The following is a 17,321-nucleotide window of genomic DNA, read 5'->3' on the forward strand; positions in this document are numbered from 1 at the left end:
AAATCTATCGGAGGTCAGGATGAGCTTTAAGCATGCCAAAGCAGTGATCGTAAAGACCACTAACGGACAAATAGAAATGAAGGACCATGGCTTGATTCATTTGTTAAATCGTTACCATTGTGATGTCAATACCAAAGACTTCGTGATTGCCTGGAATCAGCATTGTCTAAACAAATATGGCTATGTTTTAGAGATTATCGATATAGACTATGAATGGTCACATGAGTAGGACCTCTATAGGTGAATCAGATGATGGTCATCCTTGTGTCAGTCAACCCTCATGACCGACGCATTAACTTCCGCACTCCTTGCGTGGGTCAAAATAACTCAACCAAATCAATCTCATACAAACACCTAAGAAAGTTTTGTGCACAAAGTTTGCATATGGTGGGGTGAACCTTTTGAGAAAACAGCGATGTCGAGTCTAGCAAGGGAGTTGAAAATCCTTGTGTCGGTGGTTCGATTCCGCCCCGGGCCACCAAATTCAAATAATGCCCTGCTCATGCGGGGCATTTTCTTTTGGGGCTTGGCAGGGTTAATCGCCATTAGTCTTGGATATCCCCATCATGAACTGTCCTTTAAAAGGACATGTCAATTATTCATCCCTGCGACAGTCGATGTCGTTTAAAACGACAGTCTTAGGGTAGGACTAGATAAAATAAGATCATGTTAAGCATAGAAGAGCTCCATCGCCTTGCCTGTGAAAATAGACAAGATACCTATATTGATCCAGCTTCAGGATATTTGGTTCTTACTAGTCAAGCCCATTTAAAGCGGGGTACATGCTGTGGTAACCGCTGTCGTCATTGTCCCTTTGAATACATCAATGTACCAAAGGGGGATTGATAAGCTAACAGGCTTTAAACCCAGCGTTTACCCAAGCAACTTACATAAAGGTAAACCCCTATCAACTATTTCTCGACAATCAAAAAATCTAGTAGCAAACTAAATTTCAGTTTGCAGAGATTACTTGATTGGAAACGCTCCCGTCTAGAGGCTGCCAATGCTTGTGGGTCTGCGGATAACCATTTTGGGCTGGTGAACCATTAGATTCTTTATCACCAAGCATCACCAAAACCACTCGAGGGTGGTTTTTTCATTTGCCATGCAGTTTTAGGCCTTTCAATAAGGCTGCCTAGAGCAAGGCCCCTATTTTTATTGAAGAATATTAACAAAAGGTCTATTCTGATCCGACATAAAGACAGGAGATGAATAATGATTAAAAAAGCTGCTCTATTAATTGGCACTGTATCCATTTTGTCGTTGGTGGCTTGTCAGTCCATGGAACATGGTACTGGTCAAAAAGCATCGGCTACCCTGGATTCCCGTTCAGGCTCAAATACAAAAGGAACGGTTAATTTTGTATGGCAAGGCCATGATGTGCTGGTTACAGGAAATTTTTCTGGTTTGAAACCAAATGCTGAACAAGGGTTTCATGTTCATGAAAAAGGGGATTGTTCCTCGCCAGATGCCACTAGCGCAGGCGGGCATTTCAACCCAGACACAAAATCACATGGTATGCCAGGAAGTGGCTCAAGTCATGCTGGCGATATGCCAAATATAAAATCAGATGCGAATGGTAATGCGGTTTATTCGGCAAAGTTAAGTGGATTTGCTGTTAATAATGGACCGACTGGAATATTAGGAAGATCCGTTGTTGTTCATCGCGATCCTGATGACTATAAATCTCAACCAGCTGGAAATTCAGGACCAAGAATCGCATGTGGCTTGATTAAGTAGGATTGACATCCTCGGCCTTGGTTCGATTCCGCCCCGGGCCACCAAGAAACACCAAAACCACCTCCGGGTGGTTTTTTCATTTGTGGCTTGGTAGGGCTAATTGTCATAAGCGTTGGATATCCCCATTAAGAACTGTCCTTTAAAAGGACGAATCAATTATTCATCCCTGCGACAGTCGATGTCGTTTAAAACGACATTACAAATATATGCGTATATACGTATGTATAGAAACCCTACTTTCTTTGATTAAGTTTTTCCGAGCTCCATATGTCTAGTTGCCGTTGAGCCTCAGCAGTGATGCCATCAATAGAGTCTTGGGGTAATTGCTTTAGGCATTCAGCCAACGCTTCGGGGCTGAGCTTTTCAGCAGGCTTGTTCTTCTTGATTTCTTGGGATGATTTGCCATCCCAGGCAAATGGATTGCTAAACGCTGGTGTATCGGGGAGACAATCATCTCTATAGACTGGCGCATCATTTGTAGCAAATGGCGTAAATGAAATTGTTCTTTCGAAGATGAGTAATTTGCCTGTTGGCGTGGGTGGCAAAGCAGGCATAGACTTCATTGCCTTTCTAGCTAATTGCTCCGCCTTATCGGAAGTTTTCCAAAGCGTTTCTACTTTAGTGACGGTACCATTTGGAGTAATTTCAATACTGAATCTGACTTGCCCTTGATCTGGTCCCTCAACAGCAGTCCCCATCATGCTTCTCACTTGTTGACCAAAAGAGTGACGATAGCCTTTGCTATTTTTTAAAGTATATTTGTATGCGAAAGCCCACTCTTCTGCTGTTGGGGCTGATGGTGCCCCTAATGATGCTGGTTGTTTATCACTATTTAGACTGGTATTTAAGTCGCTATTATTTTTGGCAATAGGCTCTTCAAGCTGAACCTCAATAATGTCTGGATTTTTAACTTTGGGTTTTAAGTAGGTGAAACCTTCATATGATGTCCACAGCAGAAATAGACCTAGGTGGAGGACAACGGATAGAGAGAGCGCAAAAAGGAGCCCGAGTAGATTTTTTCTCATCAATCTAGGAGCTTAGCCGATATTACCCAGTATAGGATAAGGCAACCTCGGCCCTGGTTCGATTCCGCCCCGGGCCACCAAGAATCTCAATAGCCCACTTGTTGGGCTATTTTCTTTTATGGCTTGGCAGGGTTTGACGCCATTAGTCTCGGATATCCCCATCAAGAACTGTCCTTTAAAAGGACACGTCAATTATTCATCCCTGCGTCAGTCGATGTCGTTTAAAACGACAAATATTGTGAAAGGATCTATATTGATGCTAGTTACTTTATGAGGCTTTGGATGAATAAATTAAATATCCTCTTTTTAAGCGTTTTCTTGCTACTTCCAATTTCAGCAAGCGCCCAGCTTCTCGACGCAATCCGTGGTCACGCACAAGATATTAAGTCACGTTTTGAAGACAATCAAAAAGTTGAAGGCGAAATCCTCAAGCGAGGACAAATTGATAAAAACGCTAAGGGACAAGATTTGATCCACAACTCTTCTGGTGAGTGGTCGTTAGTTAAAGTTGGTAATCAATTGTTTTTACAATCCAGTGATGACTTTAAGTCTAGTCCTGGGCCGGACTATCACATCTATATCAGTAGCAAGCCTGCCATTAAAGATAATGATGAGTTTAGCTCTCAACAGATTGAAGTCAGTCGCATTAAAAAGCCCAATGGCGCCGCATTCTATCTTTTAAAAACACAAAATTCAGAAGATATAAACAGCATGCTGATTTGGTGTAAACAATTTAAAGAGTACATCGGATCGGCTGATTTACGCCCAGCAAAGTAAGTAAATTTGACCCGGCCACCAAGAAACACCAAAACCACCTTCGGGTGTTTTTTTATTTTGGGATGTCAGGAATTTACTTGTTAAAAAAGTATAGAATTCTTGGAAATTGAGGATTTATAGACAGTAAGCCAAACGTGAACAAGTTTTCTATTCTTTGCATTGTGGTGTTTTTGATTTCCTGTGCGAGTCAACCTCCGCCACTAGACTCAGCGCCTATGAGCGTTAGCATTACAGGCGATAAGTACTGGACTTTAGATTTTTTCTATTTTCATAAGGGTAAGCAAACCCATACAAAAGCATTTGAGTTTGTGAATAGAAGAGATTGTTTTGAAACAATGTATCAAATGCAGGTAGACGCAAAAAAGCTCGCAAATCAAAGTGGTTCGGGAATATGTAGTAAAAGATTCTTAGAGGGTCAAAAAAGAACTCAGGACGATGTTCTGGGTTATAGATAGACGGCATACTCTTGAGGGATTCATGTCCTCGGTCCTGGCCGATTCCGCCCCGGGCAACCAAGAAATACCAAAACCACCTTGGGTGGTTTTTTCATTTATACGGGATTTACTCCTCCAATAGACTTCTTAGCATCCAGGCAGTTTTCTCATGGATATCTTGTCGTTGAGTCAGAAGATCTGCTGAGGGTTGATCATTTGCTTTATCAACCAAGGGAAAAAGTTTACGAGCAGTTTTTGCTGTAGCTTCTTGAGCCTTAACAAGATGCCTCACCATATCCATTGCCTTTGGCACCCCTTCAACTTCTTTGATTGAGGTCAGTTTTGAGAACTCTTTATAAGTGCCAGGTGCTGGCTCCCCGAGTGCTCTGATGCGCTCTGCGATTAAATCGAGCGCCGCCCACTGCTCCGTATATTGAGCCATGAACATCGTGTGAAGGGTGTTGAACATCTGGCCCTTCACATTCCAATGGAAGTTATGTGTCATCAAATATAAGGAGTAGCTGTCAGCTAAAAGCTCTGATAGTCCTTTGGCAATGGCTTTTCGATCTTTTTCGTTAATGCCAATATCTATTTTTGTGCTCATTTGATACCTCTGCTTTTTAGTTGCATTTTTTTGTGAACTTATCTGACTATCATGCGCCATTTTGTGTCCAAAAGATATGATGTTGTTAAGCTGCTTGTTATGCTATTTTTTTTAGCTTTACAGGGATATAAGCCATTAGTCTTGGCTATCCCCGGCATAAAATGTCCCTTAAAAAGACGAGTCAATTATTCACCCCTGCGTAAGTCGATATTGTTTAAAACGACAATTCTTAGAGCAAATCAATTCCAAAGTTTTTCATCAGCAAAGCGAATAAGCCAAAAAAGATAACTGTCGCCATTACGCATGTCCCCATAGCCATCCAAAACCCCAGCCTTGGAAGTAAATATGGGAACAGCAGAAACATTGGCAATGTTGGAATCACATACCAGAAGGTGTAATAAGCGTGATTAGCTATCTTCTCTTCGGGTTGGTTTTCTACATACAGCCATACAAGTGTTAGAAGAGTCATTAAGGGTAATGCCGCAATAAAGCCACCCAACCTATCACTTCGTTTGGCAACTTCAGAAATGAATACAACCATTCCTGCTGTTAGTAGATATTTGGTGATGATCCAAGCCATAGATGCCTTAAATTTTTTTGCTTGCCCCATTATAGGAATGTCGTTTAAAACGACAAATCTAGCAAATGGGCATAGAATGGAATTGTGAGAAGGATATGTGCCGCTCTTTGCTTTAGTCTGTTTGCCAGCTTGATTCATGCGGCAGTGATACCCATTGATTTATCGGCACATCAGCCTCAGCATCAAGTTGCCGTTACTGATAACTCTGACCATCATTGTGATGAGCTGGTGAGCAACTCTCACGATACAAATACCAATCAACCTTGCCATGCCGACAGTTATCAGTGCTGTTTAGGTTTGGTCGTTATTCCAATATTGAGTATTGAGCTATCGGTAGCCTCAACCCAAGCCCCGCCTTCAACCGGCTCATCATTGGTTCTTCAGCCAATGATTAACTTCATCTATAGACCTCCAAAAGCCTAAGCTAATTTTGAAATACAAGTTAGTTTGATTTGTGACACCTAGTCACGCCTATATTTTGGAGAAACACAATGAACATGACTCACTACATGGAGTTGTTGGCTGTTAATCAGCCTTGGAATTTAATTATCTTTATGGCCATCCCAATCATCTTGGCAGAGACTTTAGCTATCACTGAGCTATATCTACTCTTTACTCGCAAGTTCGATGGTGCTGTTTATTACCTCAATCGCTTTTCTGGGATTGCTGTGGGCGTTTATTTTGTTGGAATCATTTACTACATTGTGACTAACGCCATTATTCCCATTACACAGGCAGGCGAGTGGAGAACAGTGATTGATGTAATCGCTGTTAGTACTTATGTCATCGCAGGATTGCCGCTGATCTGGATTGCCCTACAAGAGTTTGGTTTAGTTAATCGAGCGCTAGATCAAATGGGTAAGTTAAAGATTCATGCGATATGCGTTGCCTTGTTCTTGGTATTTGGACACATCGCCATGATCGCCGGCATGCTTGATCCAAGTATTCTGGGATACAAAAGCGCTAACCCTCATCAAATGGGTGGCAACTCGGATCATGAGTTTTGCCATCCTGATGGGCATGGCGACATGATGAAACAACATCAGAAAATGATCGACGGTCAGATGCCAATGAATAATAAGGGCCATAATCACTAATGCCTTAAAGATCAGGCATCCTCAGCCCTAGTTGATTCCACCTCGGGCCACGAAGAAATACCAAAACCACCTTCGGGTGGTTTTCTCATTTGCGGATCTGCTATAAATTGATTAATTATCAATGGAGCCGATATGACGCAATCTTCACGCCGTAATTTTTTAAAAACTTCCGCTGTTGGTGCTGTGGCCATTAGTAGTGCTTCAGGAGTCATGGCTGATGCAGCTAAAGCGCAGTCAACGCACCCAAGGTCAAATATTCAAATTAAGGCCGATGAAATATCTAATAAGTTATTTGCCGATGATGGCTTGTCATTGCCAATAGCGACCAAACCAACGGTTTCAAAATTAGCCAAAGGCCTCGATCGAACAATGGTGCTCGGCGGCGGCGGAGAATATTACATTGCTTGGTATTGCGGATTCTTTCATGGCCTTATTGAGGCCGGGTTAGACATGACCCAACTTCCTGAAATGGTAGTGGGCACCTCTGCTGGATCTTATATGGGCTCATCACTACTCTCGGGCGAATTTACACGCCTACGAACCGAGTTTGATTTCTTTGGGAAGTTCCCCGAGATTTTTGCCAAGATTGCACCTTTAACTAAGCCCAATATAAGTCAGATGAGGGCTGACCTAATTAATATGAGTGCAACCGATGGGAGCATAGAGACGCGCAAAATAATCGGCAATGCGGCTTTAGCGGCTAACAATAAATTAAACGGCGATCACGTTGAAAGACTAGTTGCATTATTAACAGGCGATAGTAAAAAAGATTGGCCTACAGGTCGGATGTTCACAACAGGTATTGATTGCTATACAGGCGAACGCATTGTTGTAGGGCAACAAGTTGCTAGAAAAAATGGCATTCCCTTGGCGCATGGTGCAGCAGCAAGTAGCTCCTTGCCAGGGGTGGCAGGACCAACATTATTGGGCCAACGTTACGTTATGGATGGTGGAATTTGCTCAAATCCAGCCCATGTGGATTTGGTTGCTGGCTCAAAAAGAGCTCTGGTCATTACCTTGACTAATGGGGTGACGGGCGCAATTCTCACTACAATTCCACATCCCGTTGCTCAAAATATTGAAGACATTAAGGCGACCGGTACAAAAGTAAAGTGGATAGTTGCCGGCACTCCTAAGGGTGTTGACTTGCTTGACCCAAAACAAATTGCTGGTGCATTGCGTACCGGCTACGATCGATCAAAAACTGAGGCGCCAAAAATAAAAGAATTCTGGGCATAGAGTTAGGATCTTTGGTTTTAGTCATTGCCGGCTTGCCCAACCTTCGGGTGGCTTTTTCATATGCGGGTTTCCTTGAATGTTTTACAAATAGAGTAGAGTTTCATAGTCAGCAAATCTGCTCACCTATATAACTCTGGGGTTATGAAATGAAATGGCTATTTAGTATTTGTGCCTTAGCTTGTTTTAACTTTGCGACAGCCCAAACAATGACCCCTATTCTCATAGAGGCCGATGTTGGTAGGGAGTCTGGAGTTTTTTCAAAATCTCCAGTTGTTCAAAGAGCAATTCTTCTGAAACCCTCAATACCATCAGATACAGCATTACTTTTTTATCGCGGCTGGTCTGGTATTGCCAATATCAAGACAGAACATGATTGGAAAAGAAACTTAAATTACTTACAAAATAATACTGATCTGTTTGCTCAAGCAGGTATAGCCATTGTTGTGATGGATTGCCCAAGCGATGAAAATAAAATAGCCCCAGGCAACACTCCACTAGCTTGTAATGATGATTATCGTTCTTCCACAAAGCATGCCAACGATGTTAGAAAAATAATGGCCGTCTTAAAGGAAAAATATGGAATTACTAAGTTTTTTGTCATGGGCCATAGCTATGGAACTATCTCATCAAAATGGCTCGCTAAAAATTTAGGAAATGAAATTCAGGGAAGCGTTCATTCAGCAGCCATGACGCATGCAAATTCTCGAAATCGAGCATATGGATACTCTGTAGAGTCATTTGATATGGGTGCATTAAAGGCATCCGCACTAAATGTTCATCACCAAGATGACCAATGCGTTCATACTCCTTACGCAACAGTAGCAGCATATTCAAAGAATAATCTAGTAACAGTAAAAGGTGGTGAAGGTACGGGAGATGTTTGTGGTGGAACTCACCTGCATTCAATGGGCGGCAGGGAAGAGGCTACCTCAAGAGCGGTCATTCAGTGGATAAAAACGGGTCAAGTTCAATTCATTGTTGGGGAATAGGTTCCAGATCCGGCATCCTCGGCCCTTTTCAATTCCACCTCGGGTCACCAAGAAGCACTAAAACGACCTTCGAATAGCTTGTTCATTTGGGCCAGCGAATGAGACTCCGTTAATTAGGATGGCGCCCTTATTAATAGATTTCGTGTAAAGCAAAAGACATAAATTAGAGTTAAAGTACAAAATCAACTAACAAAGGGGTAAACATGAATCGAATCAAAAGTCTATTGGCTGCCTTAGTCGCCACAGCTACTCTTGCCGCTTGTGCTTCAATGACTGGCGTGGCATTAGCGCCATTTACTAAAGCTAACGATGGCGTAATGGCAGGCAATAATAATATGACCCTATATACCTACAGCAAGGATGCGCGAGGTTCGGGTAAGTCAGTTTGTAATGGTATGTGCGCAACGAACTGGCCGCCACTATTAGTTGAAGGAAGTCCTGCAGTCTCTAGCGGCTATTCAGTTATTACCCGTGATGATGGCAAAAAGCAGTTGGCCTTCAATGGCATGCCATTGTATTTCTATGCTAAAGATGCCAAGCCCGGTGATAAGATTGGTGATGGTCGCTCAGAAGGTGCGTGGCAGATTATCAAGATGTAATTAATAAGGATTTGACATCTTAGGCCCTTTGGTCGATTCCGCCATGGGCCACTAAGAGATAAGAAAACCACCTTCGGGTGGTTTTCTTATCTGTGGACTTAAGATATTTTTTTAAATGACAATAGAAATTCATAATAAAAAATATAGGACAAATTATGTACAAGCTAATTGCCTTTGACGCCTATGGAACATTGTTCGACGTTTACTCCATGAGCCAGTTGGCTGAAGAATTATTTCCAGGGCATGGCCAAGCACTTGCTTTGATGTGGCGCGATCGTCAAATTGAGTACACCCGCTTAGTGACGATGAGCGACCCCAACCCAAATGGGAGCAAGTACTATCTCCCATTTTGGGAATTAACCATTCGTTCATTGCGTTATGTTTGCAAGCGGATGAATTTGAATCTCACACCAGAATATGAAAGGCAACTGATGGATCAATATGCCAAGCTAACTGGTTTTGAAGATAGCTTGAGCGTTCTTAAGACCATTAAAGAAAAAGCTATTTTTACGGCTATATTGTCTAACGGCAGTAAAGACATGCTCGCCACTGTAGTAGACAGTAACGGCCTGAAGCCTTATTTAGATAAAGTGGTGACAGTAGAAGACATCCATTTATTTAAAACTGCTCCGCAAGCTTATGAGCTTCTTTTAAAAGCATTTCCAATTAAAAAAGAAGAGGTTCTCTTTGTATCGAGTAATGCTTGGGATGCGCTAGCTGCCAAGTGGTTTGGTTTTGATGTATTTTGGGTCAATCGCCTAGGTCACCCCTTTGAAGAAATTGGTGAGAGACCAAATTATGAAGGTAGCTCCTTAACCAAAGTCTTGGAAGTAATTTAATTTTCGGATGCCGAGCCATAATCTTTCGCAATGGCATTCGTAAGCGGATCGCTTTAATACTGCTAAATTACCAGCATGAAGCAGCTCCTTTACTTTTTTCTGATTGCATCGTGCGGCATTGCCTTGGCGCAAGAGTCATCCAATGCATATGACTTAAAAGTAGCGGTCACGAGAGCCGGCGATCGCTTTCAGGTGAATGCAAGCTATGAGGTGCCGATCACTATATCTGAAGCTTTTGCTTTCATTACTGACTATGAGGGCGCTAAAAATCTACCCGGAGTGGTCGACTCAAAAGTGCTTTCTAGATCTGGCAATAAAGTGAAGGTCGCTCGTTCACTTGAGGAAAGAATTCTATTCATTCCATTTGAGATGCGTTCTGAGTTGGAGTATGTGGAGACCCCCAACAGAGTATTACTTTTTGAGCAATTAAGTGGAGATACAAAGTATTACAAGGGAAGTTGGCGGTTATTTTCTGAAAAGAATTTCACTGCCTTTAAGTACGACGCCCAAATTGAACCAAATTCTTTAGTGCCATCAGTAGTGATTGAATTCTTCATTAAAAACATATTACGTCGACAGTTTGAGTCAATGGCCGAGGCCGCATTACTCAAGAGGTCGGTGCCGCCAAAGACTTGTAGAAAGATCCTAACTTAGTAGGCTAAGATTACATTTATGACAAATCTCAATCAATTACCTGGTGACTTACCTATCCCTCAAGATGATGGAGCCGCCGATCACTTAGTGGGCATGCGCTTGCCAGTGATCTCACTAGAAACAACGACCCATGGCCAATTTAATCTTGGTCAGACTAAGGGGCGTATCGTGATCTACTGTTACCCAATGACAGGTCAGCCCAATGTTCCATTGCCAGATGGATGGGACCAAATTCCGGGAGCAAGGGGATGTACCCCACAAAGCTGCTCATTTAGGGATCACTACCAAGAGCTTCGTTCGCTGGGTGCCGATGTTGTAGGGCTGAGCGTGCAATCTACTGAATATCAACAAGAAATGGCGGATCGTTTGCATTTGCCATTCCCAGTGCTAAGTGATGCAGATTATCGATTTCAGCAAGCTTTGCGCTTGCCCACCTTTGTTGCAGCTGGAATGACCTTATTAAAGCGCATCACCCTTATCGCAAATGATGGTGTGATCGAGGCTGTTCACTACCCCATCTTTCCAAGCGACAGTGATCCGGCTTGGGTGATTGATTATTTAAAAAAATAAAGCTGCTTAATTGTTTTGGGGTGGATGTATTTTGCCCGCTAGGCGCAGATGCAGCCTGAAAACGCAGATTCTTATGGTCAATTGAGGCCATAGAGAGCACTCTCAGAAATAAAATGTTGCTTTGCAGCAAAACTCCCTTGCTAAGCCCCAAATATGCCATTAATATGGTGCATTGCAACAAATAACTAATTAATGGAAAAATCATGTTCAAAAATCAATTTGCAGAAAACCAAACTAAATCCGTAGAAAGTGCACGTGCCCTAGGCCAAACGGCACTTGAAAATGCTCAAGAGTTAGCGGAAATCAATTACCAAGCTGCTCAACAAGCCGTGGCAAATGCGCAAGCTAAAGCAGCTGAGTTAATGAAAGGTAAAGATGCAAAAGCAGCATTAGACCTTTTGCAAAGCCCAGAAGTACAAGAGGCTGTTGCTGAAGTTGCTGATTATCAGAAAAAAGTTGCTGCAGTATTGCGCCGCGGTAATCAAGAATTAGTTGAGGCTGTAGAGGCTGCTATCGTTCAATCGCAGGATGATCTAAAGAGCTTTGTTGCTGCTGCTACATCAAAGGCGCCTGCTGGGTCAGAGGCTTATGTCAGCGCCTTTACATCCGCATTCAATACGACAATGCAAAACTTTGACCAAGTACGTTCAAGTACTCAAGATGCTTTTGCCAACTTTGAAAAAAGTGTAGAAACTGCAATGAAGGGTGCGCAGGGTCAATTTAGTCAGACTCCTAAAGCAGCAAAAAGTCGTACTAAGTAATTGGTAAATCGCAGTCAGATAAAAAAGCCCCGTGTAAGCGGGGTTTTTTATTGGCATCATTACCCGGCTGGATGCGAAAAATGCCAGGGTTAAAAAATATTACCCTGTTGGTATTGTTAGATTCGAATCTTGATAAGATGATTCAATCAAATAAAACTTGAAAACACTATGAGACTTGAACGCATCCTTTCTATCCTCTTGATTAGCCTACTTCTTCTGAGTGGATGCTCTAAAGAAGAGCCATCTAATCTCATTAAGGTGGCCGTATCGCCCGCGATCCCACCAATGCTGTTTGAAAAAGATGGGAAATATTCAGGCATAGATTTAGAAATATTTGAGGGCTACTGCAAGTCACGAGGCTGTACATTTAAGGTAACTGCCTATGACTGGCTTGGAATGTTGGGGGCGGTGACTAGTGGCCAGGCTGATGTCGCATTTTCAGGAATATCTATTACAGATAAGCGCAAAGAAGTAATGGATTTTTCTAATCCATATTTCACAAGTACTTGGCAGTTAATTGGTTTGAAAAACCGTAATATCAAAATAACCGACTTATCACAGTTAAGTAAATACACTATTGCCTATCCAACAGGAAGTGTATTTGATGATTACGTGAAAAATGTATTACAGCCAAAAGGCTATTACTCAGTTGAGCAGGTAAAGCTATTCCCATCGCCAACCGAAGCCTTGATCGCATTACAAAATGGAAGTGTAGATTTAGTATTTGTTGATAACGTGATGCTGGTTAATTACCAAAAAACCTTAAATCTCCCAGTTAGTAGTAGCTACCAAGTTGTTGGGTTTGATAATCTCGGGTTTGCCTTCAAAAAAGATTCTAAGCTACGCAATGACTTCAACCTGTACCTTGCTGAGCTCGGACCAGAAAAGTTAAAAGCGATTATTAACCGCTGGACACAATAAATTGAAGTGATTCGCATAGATTAGGTTAAAGTGTTTCTGAGGTCGATTATTTCAATAATTTATAAGGAAAAACATGTCCCATCATGACAAGCTAATGGCTGCTTTTGAGGTGTACCAGTCAGAGAATGAAAAGTTTCACGGAAAAGGGGTTAAAGCTTCTGCAGCGAGAGCCCGTAAAGCTTTGCAAGAGATAGCTGGTTCGTGTAAAGAGCGCCGTAAAGAAATTACCGCCGAGAAAGAAGCCCTTGAAGGAAAGCCAAAGGGTGAGGGCATGTCACAAGATGCTGCTCGTCACGCCCATATAAGAAAGTAAGTCTTCTTTAAAAATACAAAAAGTCACCTATAGGTGACTTTTTGCTTAGAGATCTACGCCATCCAAGCTTATACCTTCAAGGTGGCGAGTATCTGCCCATTTCTCGATTGACCAGCCACCATCTGGCTGATGTGTAATCCAATTTAACGAGGCATTTGGCACTGAGGCAACCCGCTCAGTACTCAAATCTTGCTTGCTAGCAATTCGATACATCATATCGAGAGTGCCGCCATGACTAACAAGCAAAATTGTTTTGCCTGAATGCTGTTCTTGTATTTTGTCTAAAGTAGTATGAACACGCAATGCAAATTGCTGAATACTCTCACCGCCTTCGAGATCATGCTCTAAGTCACGAGTAATATGCGCTTGCCAAATCACAGGCTGTAGTAATGGAGCCTCTTGAATCGTGAGCCCCTGAAGTGCGCCAAAGTGGCGCTCTCGTAAAGCGCTATCCACCCTTGCCTCTACGCCAAACAACTCAACAATAGCATTTGCAGTGTCCGCCGCTCTTTTAAGGTCGCTGGTATATAAAACATCGAACAAGAGTTTTGAGTTTTTAATGGCCTGCGCCATTTGGCGAGCCTGCAGAACGCCTTTTTGATTCAGGGGAATGTCGGTATGTCCTTGAAGGCGTCTTTCAGTATTCCAGTTAGTTTCACCATGGCGAATGAGGCAGAGTTTTGTGGTCGACATATTGCAATATTAGTTTAATTATTTTTTCATGATCCAAGCGCGCGGATTGTGCTCAAAGCCCAAGTGCTCATAGTAGGTATTTGCTTTCGGAGCTGCAAGCAGCACAATTATGCAGCCAGGCTTTAAGCGCTCCTGAGTTTCTTCAATGAGTCGCTTTCCTATTCCCTGTCGCTGGTAATGTTCATCTACTGCAAGGTCAGCCAAATATGCCACATAGGCGAAGTCTGTCAGGCTACGACTGATCCCAATTAGTTTTTCACCATCCCATGCGGAAATGGTGAGATTTGCATTAGTAAGCATCGCCGCAAAGGTTTCAATGCTATCGATTGGGCGACGCTCACCGAGAGTAGATCGGATATAGAGGTCAATCGCCTGTTCAGGACTAATACTTGCGTGCTCGGTGTAGGTGATCATTTTTCTTGGTCTGATGAGTATGTGAGCGAATCCCCATTACTAATAGTCCCAGAGTCTAGCGCTTCTGCTCTGAGACCGCCCCTATTCTCAAAAGCGTTCATGAAGTCTGGTCTTTTCAGTAAATTGGCCGGTCGCTAACAAGGTTCGCATAATTCAGTGCCTTTAAATGCGAGACCTCCTAAATAGAAAATCTGTCCAACTAGATTATTTAGCTCACTCTCAGAAATTCCCTTAATCACAAGATTTCTTCTGGTATCACCCTCGCCAAATAAAGCTTGCTGTTTAGTGCGCAATTGGCCATTAGCATTTTCTATGCTTGAGAGGGCAATGAGGGAAACATGGCGTATTTTCGGCTTAGTTTTAGAGAATGCACCTAGACCGAGTGCGTAGCGATCTCCCACAATTCCCTCCCTAGCAATAATTTCAGCTCGCGCAAGCTGCATCATCAAATCACCTGCTCTAGCTGCAATATAAATGGAGTGAATTTGGGGGGATGCATTCATAGTGACAGCATATTACATAAGAAAAAGCCCCGGTAATTTCGGGGCTTAGTACTTATGCTGCGACTGCTGTTGCAGTGGGCGCCGCAACTGGAGGGCGCTTATTAAGAGCCCTTTGTATTTTTGCCTTTTCTTTAGGCTTGGTGCTGGATTCGAGCAATTTATTGAGTTGAGTAACAGTAAGTGGCCCCAATTTAGCCTTGCCAGTTTTGCTCACCATGGGGTCGTTTTTTCTATTTCTTTGATTTTGGCCAACAGCCATATATTTTCCTAGATTCTTGGAATGATGAACCTCTGAGCTTGCTCAGTAGACTCCCCTAAGTAGGGCGCGGAATAGTGATCACAAATCAGAATAACAGCTAAGCAGTCAAGGCGCTATGATTAGATCCTGATGAATATTCCTAATCTTATTTTTGCCGCCATTATGGGTGGGCTCATGTCAATAAGCATTACTTTGGTCACCACTTTGGTAAGGGTAGGCTTTGCACAGGATTTCTTTTGGGTGCGGCTGGAGGTTTGGGCGGTTGCTTATCCAGTGGCGATGATTTGTATTTTGATCTATCGCCCATTTGCTAGTAAGCTCACTGCCAGTTTGGTCAAGAAGCTGGGGCGATGAGTAGGCGAATGCCTTTATTGAAAAAGAGAATTTTTATGACCCATTTCAAATATATTGTATTGCTCGGCATGGTTGGCTTAAGTGCTTGTGCCGCGGTTTATACCGACGCATCAGATTCGAATCATGTGACTTTTCTAATTAGTGATGGCGAATCTATTGCCTCACTTACACCAAAGGCCAATGCGTATTGCGCACAATATGGCAAGACTGCATCGTATAGAAAAAACGATACTCAGTTACTTGCGGTATTTGATTGCAATTGGCCGCAATCGAGCCCACGCTAGATTTAGCCAGCGAGGTCTGATTGATAGATCAGACCTGCATGTTCTCTTAGGGCATGGAACTGAATAGATTCCCAACGCTGTTGAGCAACATCTAGTTCAGATTTATGGCTAGCTAAAAATACGGAAGCGCTCACCACATCCTCTGCCATGCGGTGAATATTTTCTAGTATGAATTTTTTGAGTGCTATAGGATCTTCTGAGCTTACCCAGCGAGCTAGGTTATAGCGTGCCGGTAGTAGGCGCACTTCCGCCCCGTATTCCGTTTGTAGGCGATGGCTTACAACTTCAAACTGCAGCTGTCCAAATGCGCCAAGCAACATGGTGCCACCAGTCATAGGGCGAAATACTTGAATCGCACCCTCTTCGCCAAGCTGCATTAGGCCCGTGCGTAATTGCTTGGAGCGCAATGGATCTGCAGACTCGACCATACGGAAAATTTCTGGAGCAAAAAATGGTAAGCCTGTAAATTGCAATTGCTCGCCTTCGGTGAGCGTGTCGCCTAATCGAAGTAGGCCATGGTTTGGCAATCCAATAATGTCTCCAGGGAAAGCTTCATCTAAGATATCGCGTCGTTGCGATAAGAAAGATAGCGCGTTATTGGTGCGTACTTCTTTGCCGTTACGACAAATCTTCAATTTCATGCCACGCTGAAAATGTCCCGAGCAAATACGTAAGAAGGCAACGCGATCTCGATGGGCTGGATCCATGTTTGCTTGAATCTTAAACACCACTGCAGAGAATTTATTTTCTGCTGGACTAACTTCGCGTTGTAAAGCTTTGCGTGATCCTGGTGATGGTGCAAGCTCAACTAAGGTATTGAGAATTTCACGTACACCAAAGTTATTAATGGCTGAGCCAAAGAATACCGGTGACTGACGACCTGCTAAAAAGGCTTCCCGGTCAAAGGCAGGCATCGCATTTTTAATTAAATCTACTTCAGCAAGCGCATTTTCAAGATCAGTGCCGAGGCGCTCTTTTAGGGCGGGATCATGAATATCAACAATTGCATGAGAATCTTCAGTCACGCGATCTTCGCCCGCCTTGAACATGCGCATTTGAGAGTTAGCAATATCAATCACGCCGGCGAAGGATTTACCCATACCCACTGGCCATGTAAAAGGAACTACTTCGATACCTAGTGCAGTTTCAATTTCATCCATCAACTCCATGGGTGGCTTTACTTCGCGATCCATTTTGTTGATGAAGGTCACAATTGGCGTGTTACGCGCACGACAGACTTCAAGCAAGCGTAAGGTCTGTGACTCAACACCATTAGCAGCATCAATCACCATCAATGCAGAATCAACCGCAGTTAATACTCGATAAGTATCTTCGGAGAAATCTTGGTGGCCTGGAGTATCCAGAAGATTAATAATGCAATCGCGATATTCCATTTGCATTACTGAGCTGGCTACAGAAATGCCGCGCTGTTTCTCAATCTCCATCCAGTCCGAGGTTGCATGTCGACTAGCTTTGCGGGCTTTTACACTGCCCGCAATCTGAATCGCTCCCGCGTATAACAAGAGTTTTTCAGTAAGCGTAGTCTTACCAGCATCCGGGTGAGAGATGATGGCAAAGCTACGGCGTCTTAAAACTTCTGCGCCGGGAGTGCTGGAGTTGGTGGTATCGATGGTAATTCTGCGTTTAATCTAAGTGACAGAATTATAGACGG

The 17,321-nt window shown here is 43.0% G+C and carries 25 protein-coding genes; 17 read left to right on the forward strand and 8 right to left on the reverse strand.

What is annotated here, in order from left to right; all coding sequences use genetic code 11:
* Positions 1–19: 19 nt before the first annotated feature.
* The 3 genes from ICN26_RS04590 (at position 20) to ICN26_RS04600 (ending at position 1,740) form a co-directional block, all read left to right on the forward strand.
* Positions 20–229: a hypothetical protein gene (locus ICN26_RS04590; RefSeq protein ID WP_215355261.1), complete on the forward strand. Its 210-nt coding sequence runs from the start codon at positions 20–22 to the stop codon at positions 227–229.
* 437 nt (positions 230–666) lie between these two features.
* A complete protein-coding gene (locus tag ICN26_RS11080) occupies positions 667–846 on the forward strand; it encodes a C1orf53 family protein (RefSeq protein ID WP_215355249.1) in 180 nt (59 codons plus the stop codon).
* 369 nt (positions 847–1,215) lie between these two features.
* Positions 1,216–1,740, forward strand: a complete 525-nt coding sequence (locus ICN26_RS04600) for a superoxide dismutase family protein (protein ID WP_215355247.1) — start codon at positions 1,216–1,218, stop codon at positions 1,738–1,740.
* A gap of 233 nt (positions 1,741–1,973) precedes the next feature.
* Here ICN26_RS04600 and ICN26_RS04605 read toward each other — a convergent pair whose 3' ends face one another.
* On the reverse strand, positions 1,974–2,765 hold the full coding sequence (locus ICN26_RS04605; protein WP_216267211.1) for an energy transducer TonB family protein: 792 nt from the start codon (positions 2,763–2,765) through the stop codon (positions 1,974–1,976).
* A 282-nt stretch (positions 2,766–3,047) separates the two neighbouring features.
* Between ICN26_RS04605 and ICN26_RS04610 the strand changes: the two genes are divergently transcribed.
* Positions 3,048–3,542, forward strand: a complete 495-nt coding sequence (locus tag ICN26_RS04610) for a DM13 domain-containing protein (protein WP_215355245.1) — start codon at positions 3,048–3,050, stop codon at positions 3,540–3,542.
* A gap of 561 nt (positions 3,543–4,103) precedes the next feature.
* On the opposite strand, the gene ICN26_RS04615 is transcribed toward ICN26_RS04610, so the two are convergent.
* Together ICN26_RS04615 and ICN26_RS04620 are read right to left on the reverse strand one after the other, a co-directional pair.
* A complete protein-coding gene (locus ICN26_RS04615; protein WP_215355243.1) occupies positions 4,104–4,580 on the reverse strand; it encodes a Dps family protein in 477 nt (158 codons plus the stop codon).
* Positions 4,581–4,809: 229 nt separating this feature from the next.
* A complete protein-coding gene (locus ICN26_RS04620) occupies positions 4,810–5,298 on the reverse strand; it encodes a DUF3147 family protein (protein WP_439650716.1) in 489 nt (162 codons plus the stop codon).
* Here ICN26_RS04620 and ICN26_RS04625 point away from each other — a divergent pair.
* The 11 genes from ICN26_RS04625 to ICN26_RS04675 all read left to right on the forward strand — a co-directional run bounded on the left by ICN26_RS04625 (position 5,290) and on the right by ICN26_RS04675 (position 13,142).
* Entirely contained in the window at positions 5,290–5,583 is a 294-nt protein-coding gene (locus ICN26_RS04625) for a hypothetical protein (protein ID WP_216267213.1), read from the forward strand. The two genes, ICN26_RS04620 and ICN26_RS04625, sit on opposite strands and share 9 nt — an antisense overlap.
* Positions 5,584–5,651: 68 nt before the next feature.
* Positions 5,652–6,257, forward strand: a complete 606-nt coding sequence (locus ICN26_RS04630; RefSeq protein ID WP_215355237.1) for a DUF6803 family protein — start codon at positions 5,652–5,654, stop codon at positions 6,255–6,257.
* A gap of 132 nt (positions 6,258–6,389) precedes the next feature.
* Positions 6,390–7,496 (forward strand): patatin-like phospholipase family protein, encoded by a 1,107-nt coding sequence (locus tag ICN26_RS04635; RefSeq protein WP_216267215.1) that lies wholly within the window; start codon positions 6,390–6,392, stop codon positions 7,494–7,496.
* 146 nt (positions 7,497–7,642) lie between these two features.
* Positions 7,643–8,485 carry an alpha/beta hydrolase gene (locus ICN26_RS04640; protein ID WP_216267217.1) on the forward strand — a complete coding sequence of 281 codons (843 nt, stop codon included), beginning with the start codon at positions 7,643–7,645 and terminating at the stop codon, positions 8,483–8,485.
* A gap of 203 nt (positions 8,486–8,688) precedes the next feature.
* Positions 8,689–9,084 carry a COG4315 family predicted lipoprotein gene (locus tag ICN26_RS04645; protein ID WP_215355233.1) on the forward strand — a complete coding sequence of 132 codons (396 nt, stop codon included), beginning with the start codon at positions 8,689–8,691 and terminating at the stop codon, positions 9,082–9,084.
* 155 nt (positions 9,085–9,239) lie between these two features.
* Positions 9,240–9,923, forward strand: coding sequence for a haloacid dehalogenase type II (locus ICN26_RS04650; protein WP_216267219.1), 684 nt, complete (start codon positions 9,240–9,242; stop codon positions 9,921–9,923).
* Positions 9,924–9,998: 75 nt separating this feature from the next.
* Entirely contained in the window at positions 9,999–10,577 is a 579-nt protein-coding gene (locus tag ICN26_RS04655) for an SRPBCC family protein (RefSeq protein WP_216267221.1), read from the forward strand.
* A gap of 18 nt (positions 10,578–10,595) precedes the next feature.
* Positions 10,596–11,147, forward strand: coding sequence for a peroxiredoxin (locus ICN26_RS04660; RefSeq protein ID WP_216267223.1), 552 nt, complete (start codon positions 10,596–10,598; stop codon positions 11,145–11,147).
* A 203-nt stretch (positions 11,148–11,350) separates the two neighbouring features.
* Entirely contained in the window at positions 11,351–11,908 is a 558-nt protein-coding gene (locus ICN26_RS04665; RefSeq protein WP_216267225.1) for a phasin family protein, read from the forward strand.
* A gap of 168 nt (positions 11,909–12,076) precedes the next feature.
* Entirely contained in the window at positions 12,077–12,829 is a 753-nt protein-coding gene (locus tag ICN26_RS04670; RefSeq protein WP_255534377.1) for a transporter substrate-binding domain-containing protein, read from the forward strand.
* 73 nt (positions 12,830–12,902) lie between these two features.
* Positions 12,903–13,142, forward strand: a complete 240-nt coding sequence (locus ICN26_RS04675; RefSeq protein ID WP_215308617.1) for an Hc1-related histone H1-like protein — start codon at positions 12,903–12,905, stop codon at positions 13,140–13,142.
* 45 nt (positions 13,143–13,187) lie between these two features.
* On the opposite strand, the gene ICN26_RS04680 is transcribed toward ICN26_RS04675, so the two are convergent.
* The 4 genes from ICN26_RS04680 to ICN26_RS04695 all read right to left on the reverse strand — a co-directional run bounded on the left by ICN26_RS04680 (position 13,188) and on the right by ICN26_RS04695 (position 15,011).
* Positions 13,188–13,835 (reverse strand): histidine phosphatase family protein, encoded by a 648-nt coding sequence (locus ICN26_RS04680; RefSeq protein ID WP_216267229.1) that lies wholly within the window; start codon positions 13,833–13,835, stop codon positions 13,188–13,190.
* 18 nt (positions 13,836–13,853) lie between these two features.
* The gene (locus ICN26_RS04685) at positions 13,854–14,249 is read right to left on the reverse strand and encodes a GNAT family N-acetyltransferase (RefSeq protein ID WP_216267231.1); all 396 of its coding nucleotides are present in this window, start codon (positions 14,247–14,249) and stop codon (positions 13,854–13,856) included.
* 134 nt (positions 14,250–14,383) lie between these two features.
* Complete coding sequence (locus tag ICN26_RS04690) at positions 14,384–14,752, reverse strand: MOSC domain-containing protein (RefSeq protein ID WP_255534378.1); 369 nt, start codon at positions 14,750–14,752, stop codon at positions 14,384–14,386.
* A gap of 52 nt (positions 14,753–14,804) precedes the next feature.
* The gene (locus ICN26_RS04695; protein WP_216267233.1) at positions 14,805–15,011 is read right to left on the reverse strand and encodes a hypothetical protein; all 207 of its coding nucleotides are present in this window, start codon (positions 15,009–15,011) and stop codon (positions 14,805–14,807) included.
* Between the two features lie 129 nt (positions 15,012–15,140).
* On the opposite strand from ICN26_RS04695, the gene ICN26_RS04700 reads away from it, so the two are divergent.
* Positions 15,141–15,365: a DUF2798 domain-containing protein gene (locus ICN26_RS04700; protein ID WP_255534379.1), complete on the forward strand. Its 225-nt coding sequence runs from the start codon at positions 15,141–15,143 to the stop codon at positions 15,363–15,365.
* Between the two features lie 35 nt (positions 15,366–15,400).
* Entirely contained in the window at positions 15,401–15,649 is a 249-nt protein-coding gene (locus ICN26_RS04705; protein ID WP_216267235.1) for a hypothetical protein, read from the forward strand.
* A 2-nt stretch (positions 15,650–15,651) separates the two neighbouring features.
* On the opposite strand, the gene ICN26_RS04710 is transcribed toward ICN26_RS04705, so the two are convergent.
* Complete coding sequence (locus tag ICN26_RS04710) at positions 15,652–17,280, reverse strand: peptide chain release factor 3 (protein WP_216267662.1); 1,629 nt, start codon at positions 17,278–17,280, stop codon at positions 15,652–15,654.
* Positions 17,281–17,321 lie beyond the last annotated feature (41 nt).

Source organism: Polynucleobacter hallstattensis (assembly GCF_018881835.1).
Classification (GTDB): Bacteria; Pseudomonadota; Gammaproteobacteria; order Burkholderiales; family Burkholderiaceae; genus Polynucleobacter; species Polynucleobacter hallstattensis.

Bases quoted from the DNA above. Each gene is read 5' to 3' on its own strand.
- ICN26_RS04635 (WP_216267215.1), top strand. From the start codon at position 6,390: ATGACGCAATCTTCACGCCGTAATTTTTTAAAAACTTCCGCTGTTGGT.
- ICN26_RS04685 (WP_216267231.1), bottom strand. From the start codon at position 14,249: ATGATCACCTACACCGAGCACGCAAGTATTAGTCCTGAACAGGCGATT.
- ICN26_RS04705 (WP_216267235.1), top strand. From the start codon at position 15,401: ATGACCCATTTCAAATATATTGTATTGCTCGGCATGGTTGGCTTAAGT.
- ICN26_RS04650 (WP_216267219.1), top strand. From the start codon at position 9,240: ATGTACAAGCTAATTGCCTTTGACGCCTATGGAACATTGTTCGACGTT.
- ICN26_RS04615 (WP_215355243.1), bottom strand. From the start codon at position 4,580: ATGAGCACAAAAATAGATATTGGCATTAACGAAAAAGATCGAAAAGCC.
- ICN26_RS04665 (WP_216267225.1), top strand. From the start codon at position 11,351: ATGTTCAAAAATCAATTTGCAGAAAACCAAACTAAATCCGTAGAAAGT.
- ICN26_RS04700 (WP_255534379.1), top strand. From the start codon at position 15,141: ATGAATATTCCTAATCTTATTTTTGCCGCCATTATGGGTGGGCTCATG.
- ICN26_RS11080 (WP_215355249.1), top strand. From the start codon at position 667: ATGTTAAGCATAGAAGAGCTCCATCGCCTTGCCTGTGAAAATAGACAA.
- ICN26_RS04590 (WP_215355261.1), top strand. From the start codon at position 20: ATGAGCTTTAAGCATGCCAAAGCAGTGATCGTAAAGACCACTAACGGA.
- ICN26_RS04630 (WP_215355237.1), top strand. From the start codon at position 5,652: ATGAACATGACTCACTACATGGAGTTGTTGGCTGTTAATCAGCCTTGG.
- ICN26_RS04600 (WP_215355247.1), top strand. From the start codon at position 1,216: ATGATTAAAAAAGCTGCTCTATTAATTGGCACTGTATCCATTTTGTCG.
- ICN26_RS04610 (WP_215355245.1), top strand. From the start codon at position 3,048: ATGAATAAATTAAATATCCTCTTTTTAAGCGTTTTCTTGCTACTTCCA.
- ICN26_RS04640 (WP_216267217.1), top strand. From the start codon at position 7,643: ATGAAATGGCTATTTAGTATTTGTGCCTTAGCTTGTTTTAACTTTGCG.
- ICN26_RS04660 (WP_216267223.1), top strand. From the start codon at position 10,596: ATGACAAATCTCAATCAATTACCTGGTGACTTACCTATCCCTCAAGAT.
- ICN26_RS04695 (WP_216267233.1), bottom strand. From the start codon at position 15,011: ATGGCTGTTGGCCAAAATCAAAGAAATAGAAAAAACGACCCCATGGTG.
- ICN26_RS04670 (WP_255534377.1), top strand. From the start codon at position 12,077: ATGAGACTTGAACGCATCCTTTCTATCCTCTTGATTAGCCTACTTCTT.
- ICN26_RS04655 (WP_216267221.1), top strand. From the start codon at position 9,999: ATGAAGCAGCTCCTTTACTTTTTTCTGATTGCATCGTGCGGCATTGCC.
- ICN26_RS04690 (WP_255534378.1), bottom strand. From the start codon at position 14,752: ATGAATGCATCCCCCCAAATTCACTCCATTTATATTGCAGCTAGAGCA.
- ICN26_RS04605 (WP_216267211.1), bottom strand. From the start codon at position 2,765: ATGAGAAAAAATCTACTCGGGCTCCTTTTTGCGCTCTCTCTATCCGTT.
- ICN26_RS04680 (WP_216267229.1), bottom strand. From the start codon at position 13,835: ATGTCGACCACAAAACTCTGCCTCATTCGCCATGGTGAAACTAACTGG.
- ICN26_RS04620 (WP_439650716.1), bottom strand. From the start codon at position 5,298: ATGAATCAAGCTGGCAAACAGACTAAAGCAAAGAGCGGCACATATCCT.
- ICN26_RS04675 (WP_215308617.1), top strand. From the start codon at position 12,903: ATGTCCCATCATGACAAGCTAATGGCTGCTTTTGAGGTGTACCAGTCA.
- ICN26_RS04645 (WP_215355233.1), top strand. From the start codon at position 8,689: ATGAATCGAATCAAAAGTCTATTGGCTGCCTTAGTCGCCACAGCTACT.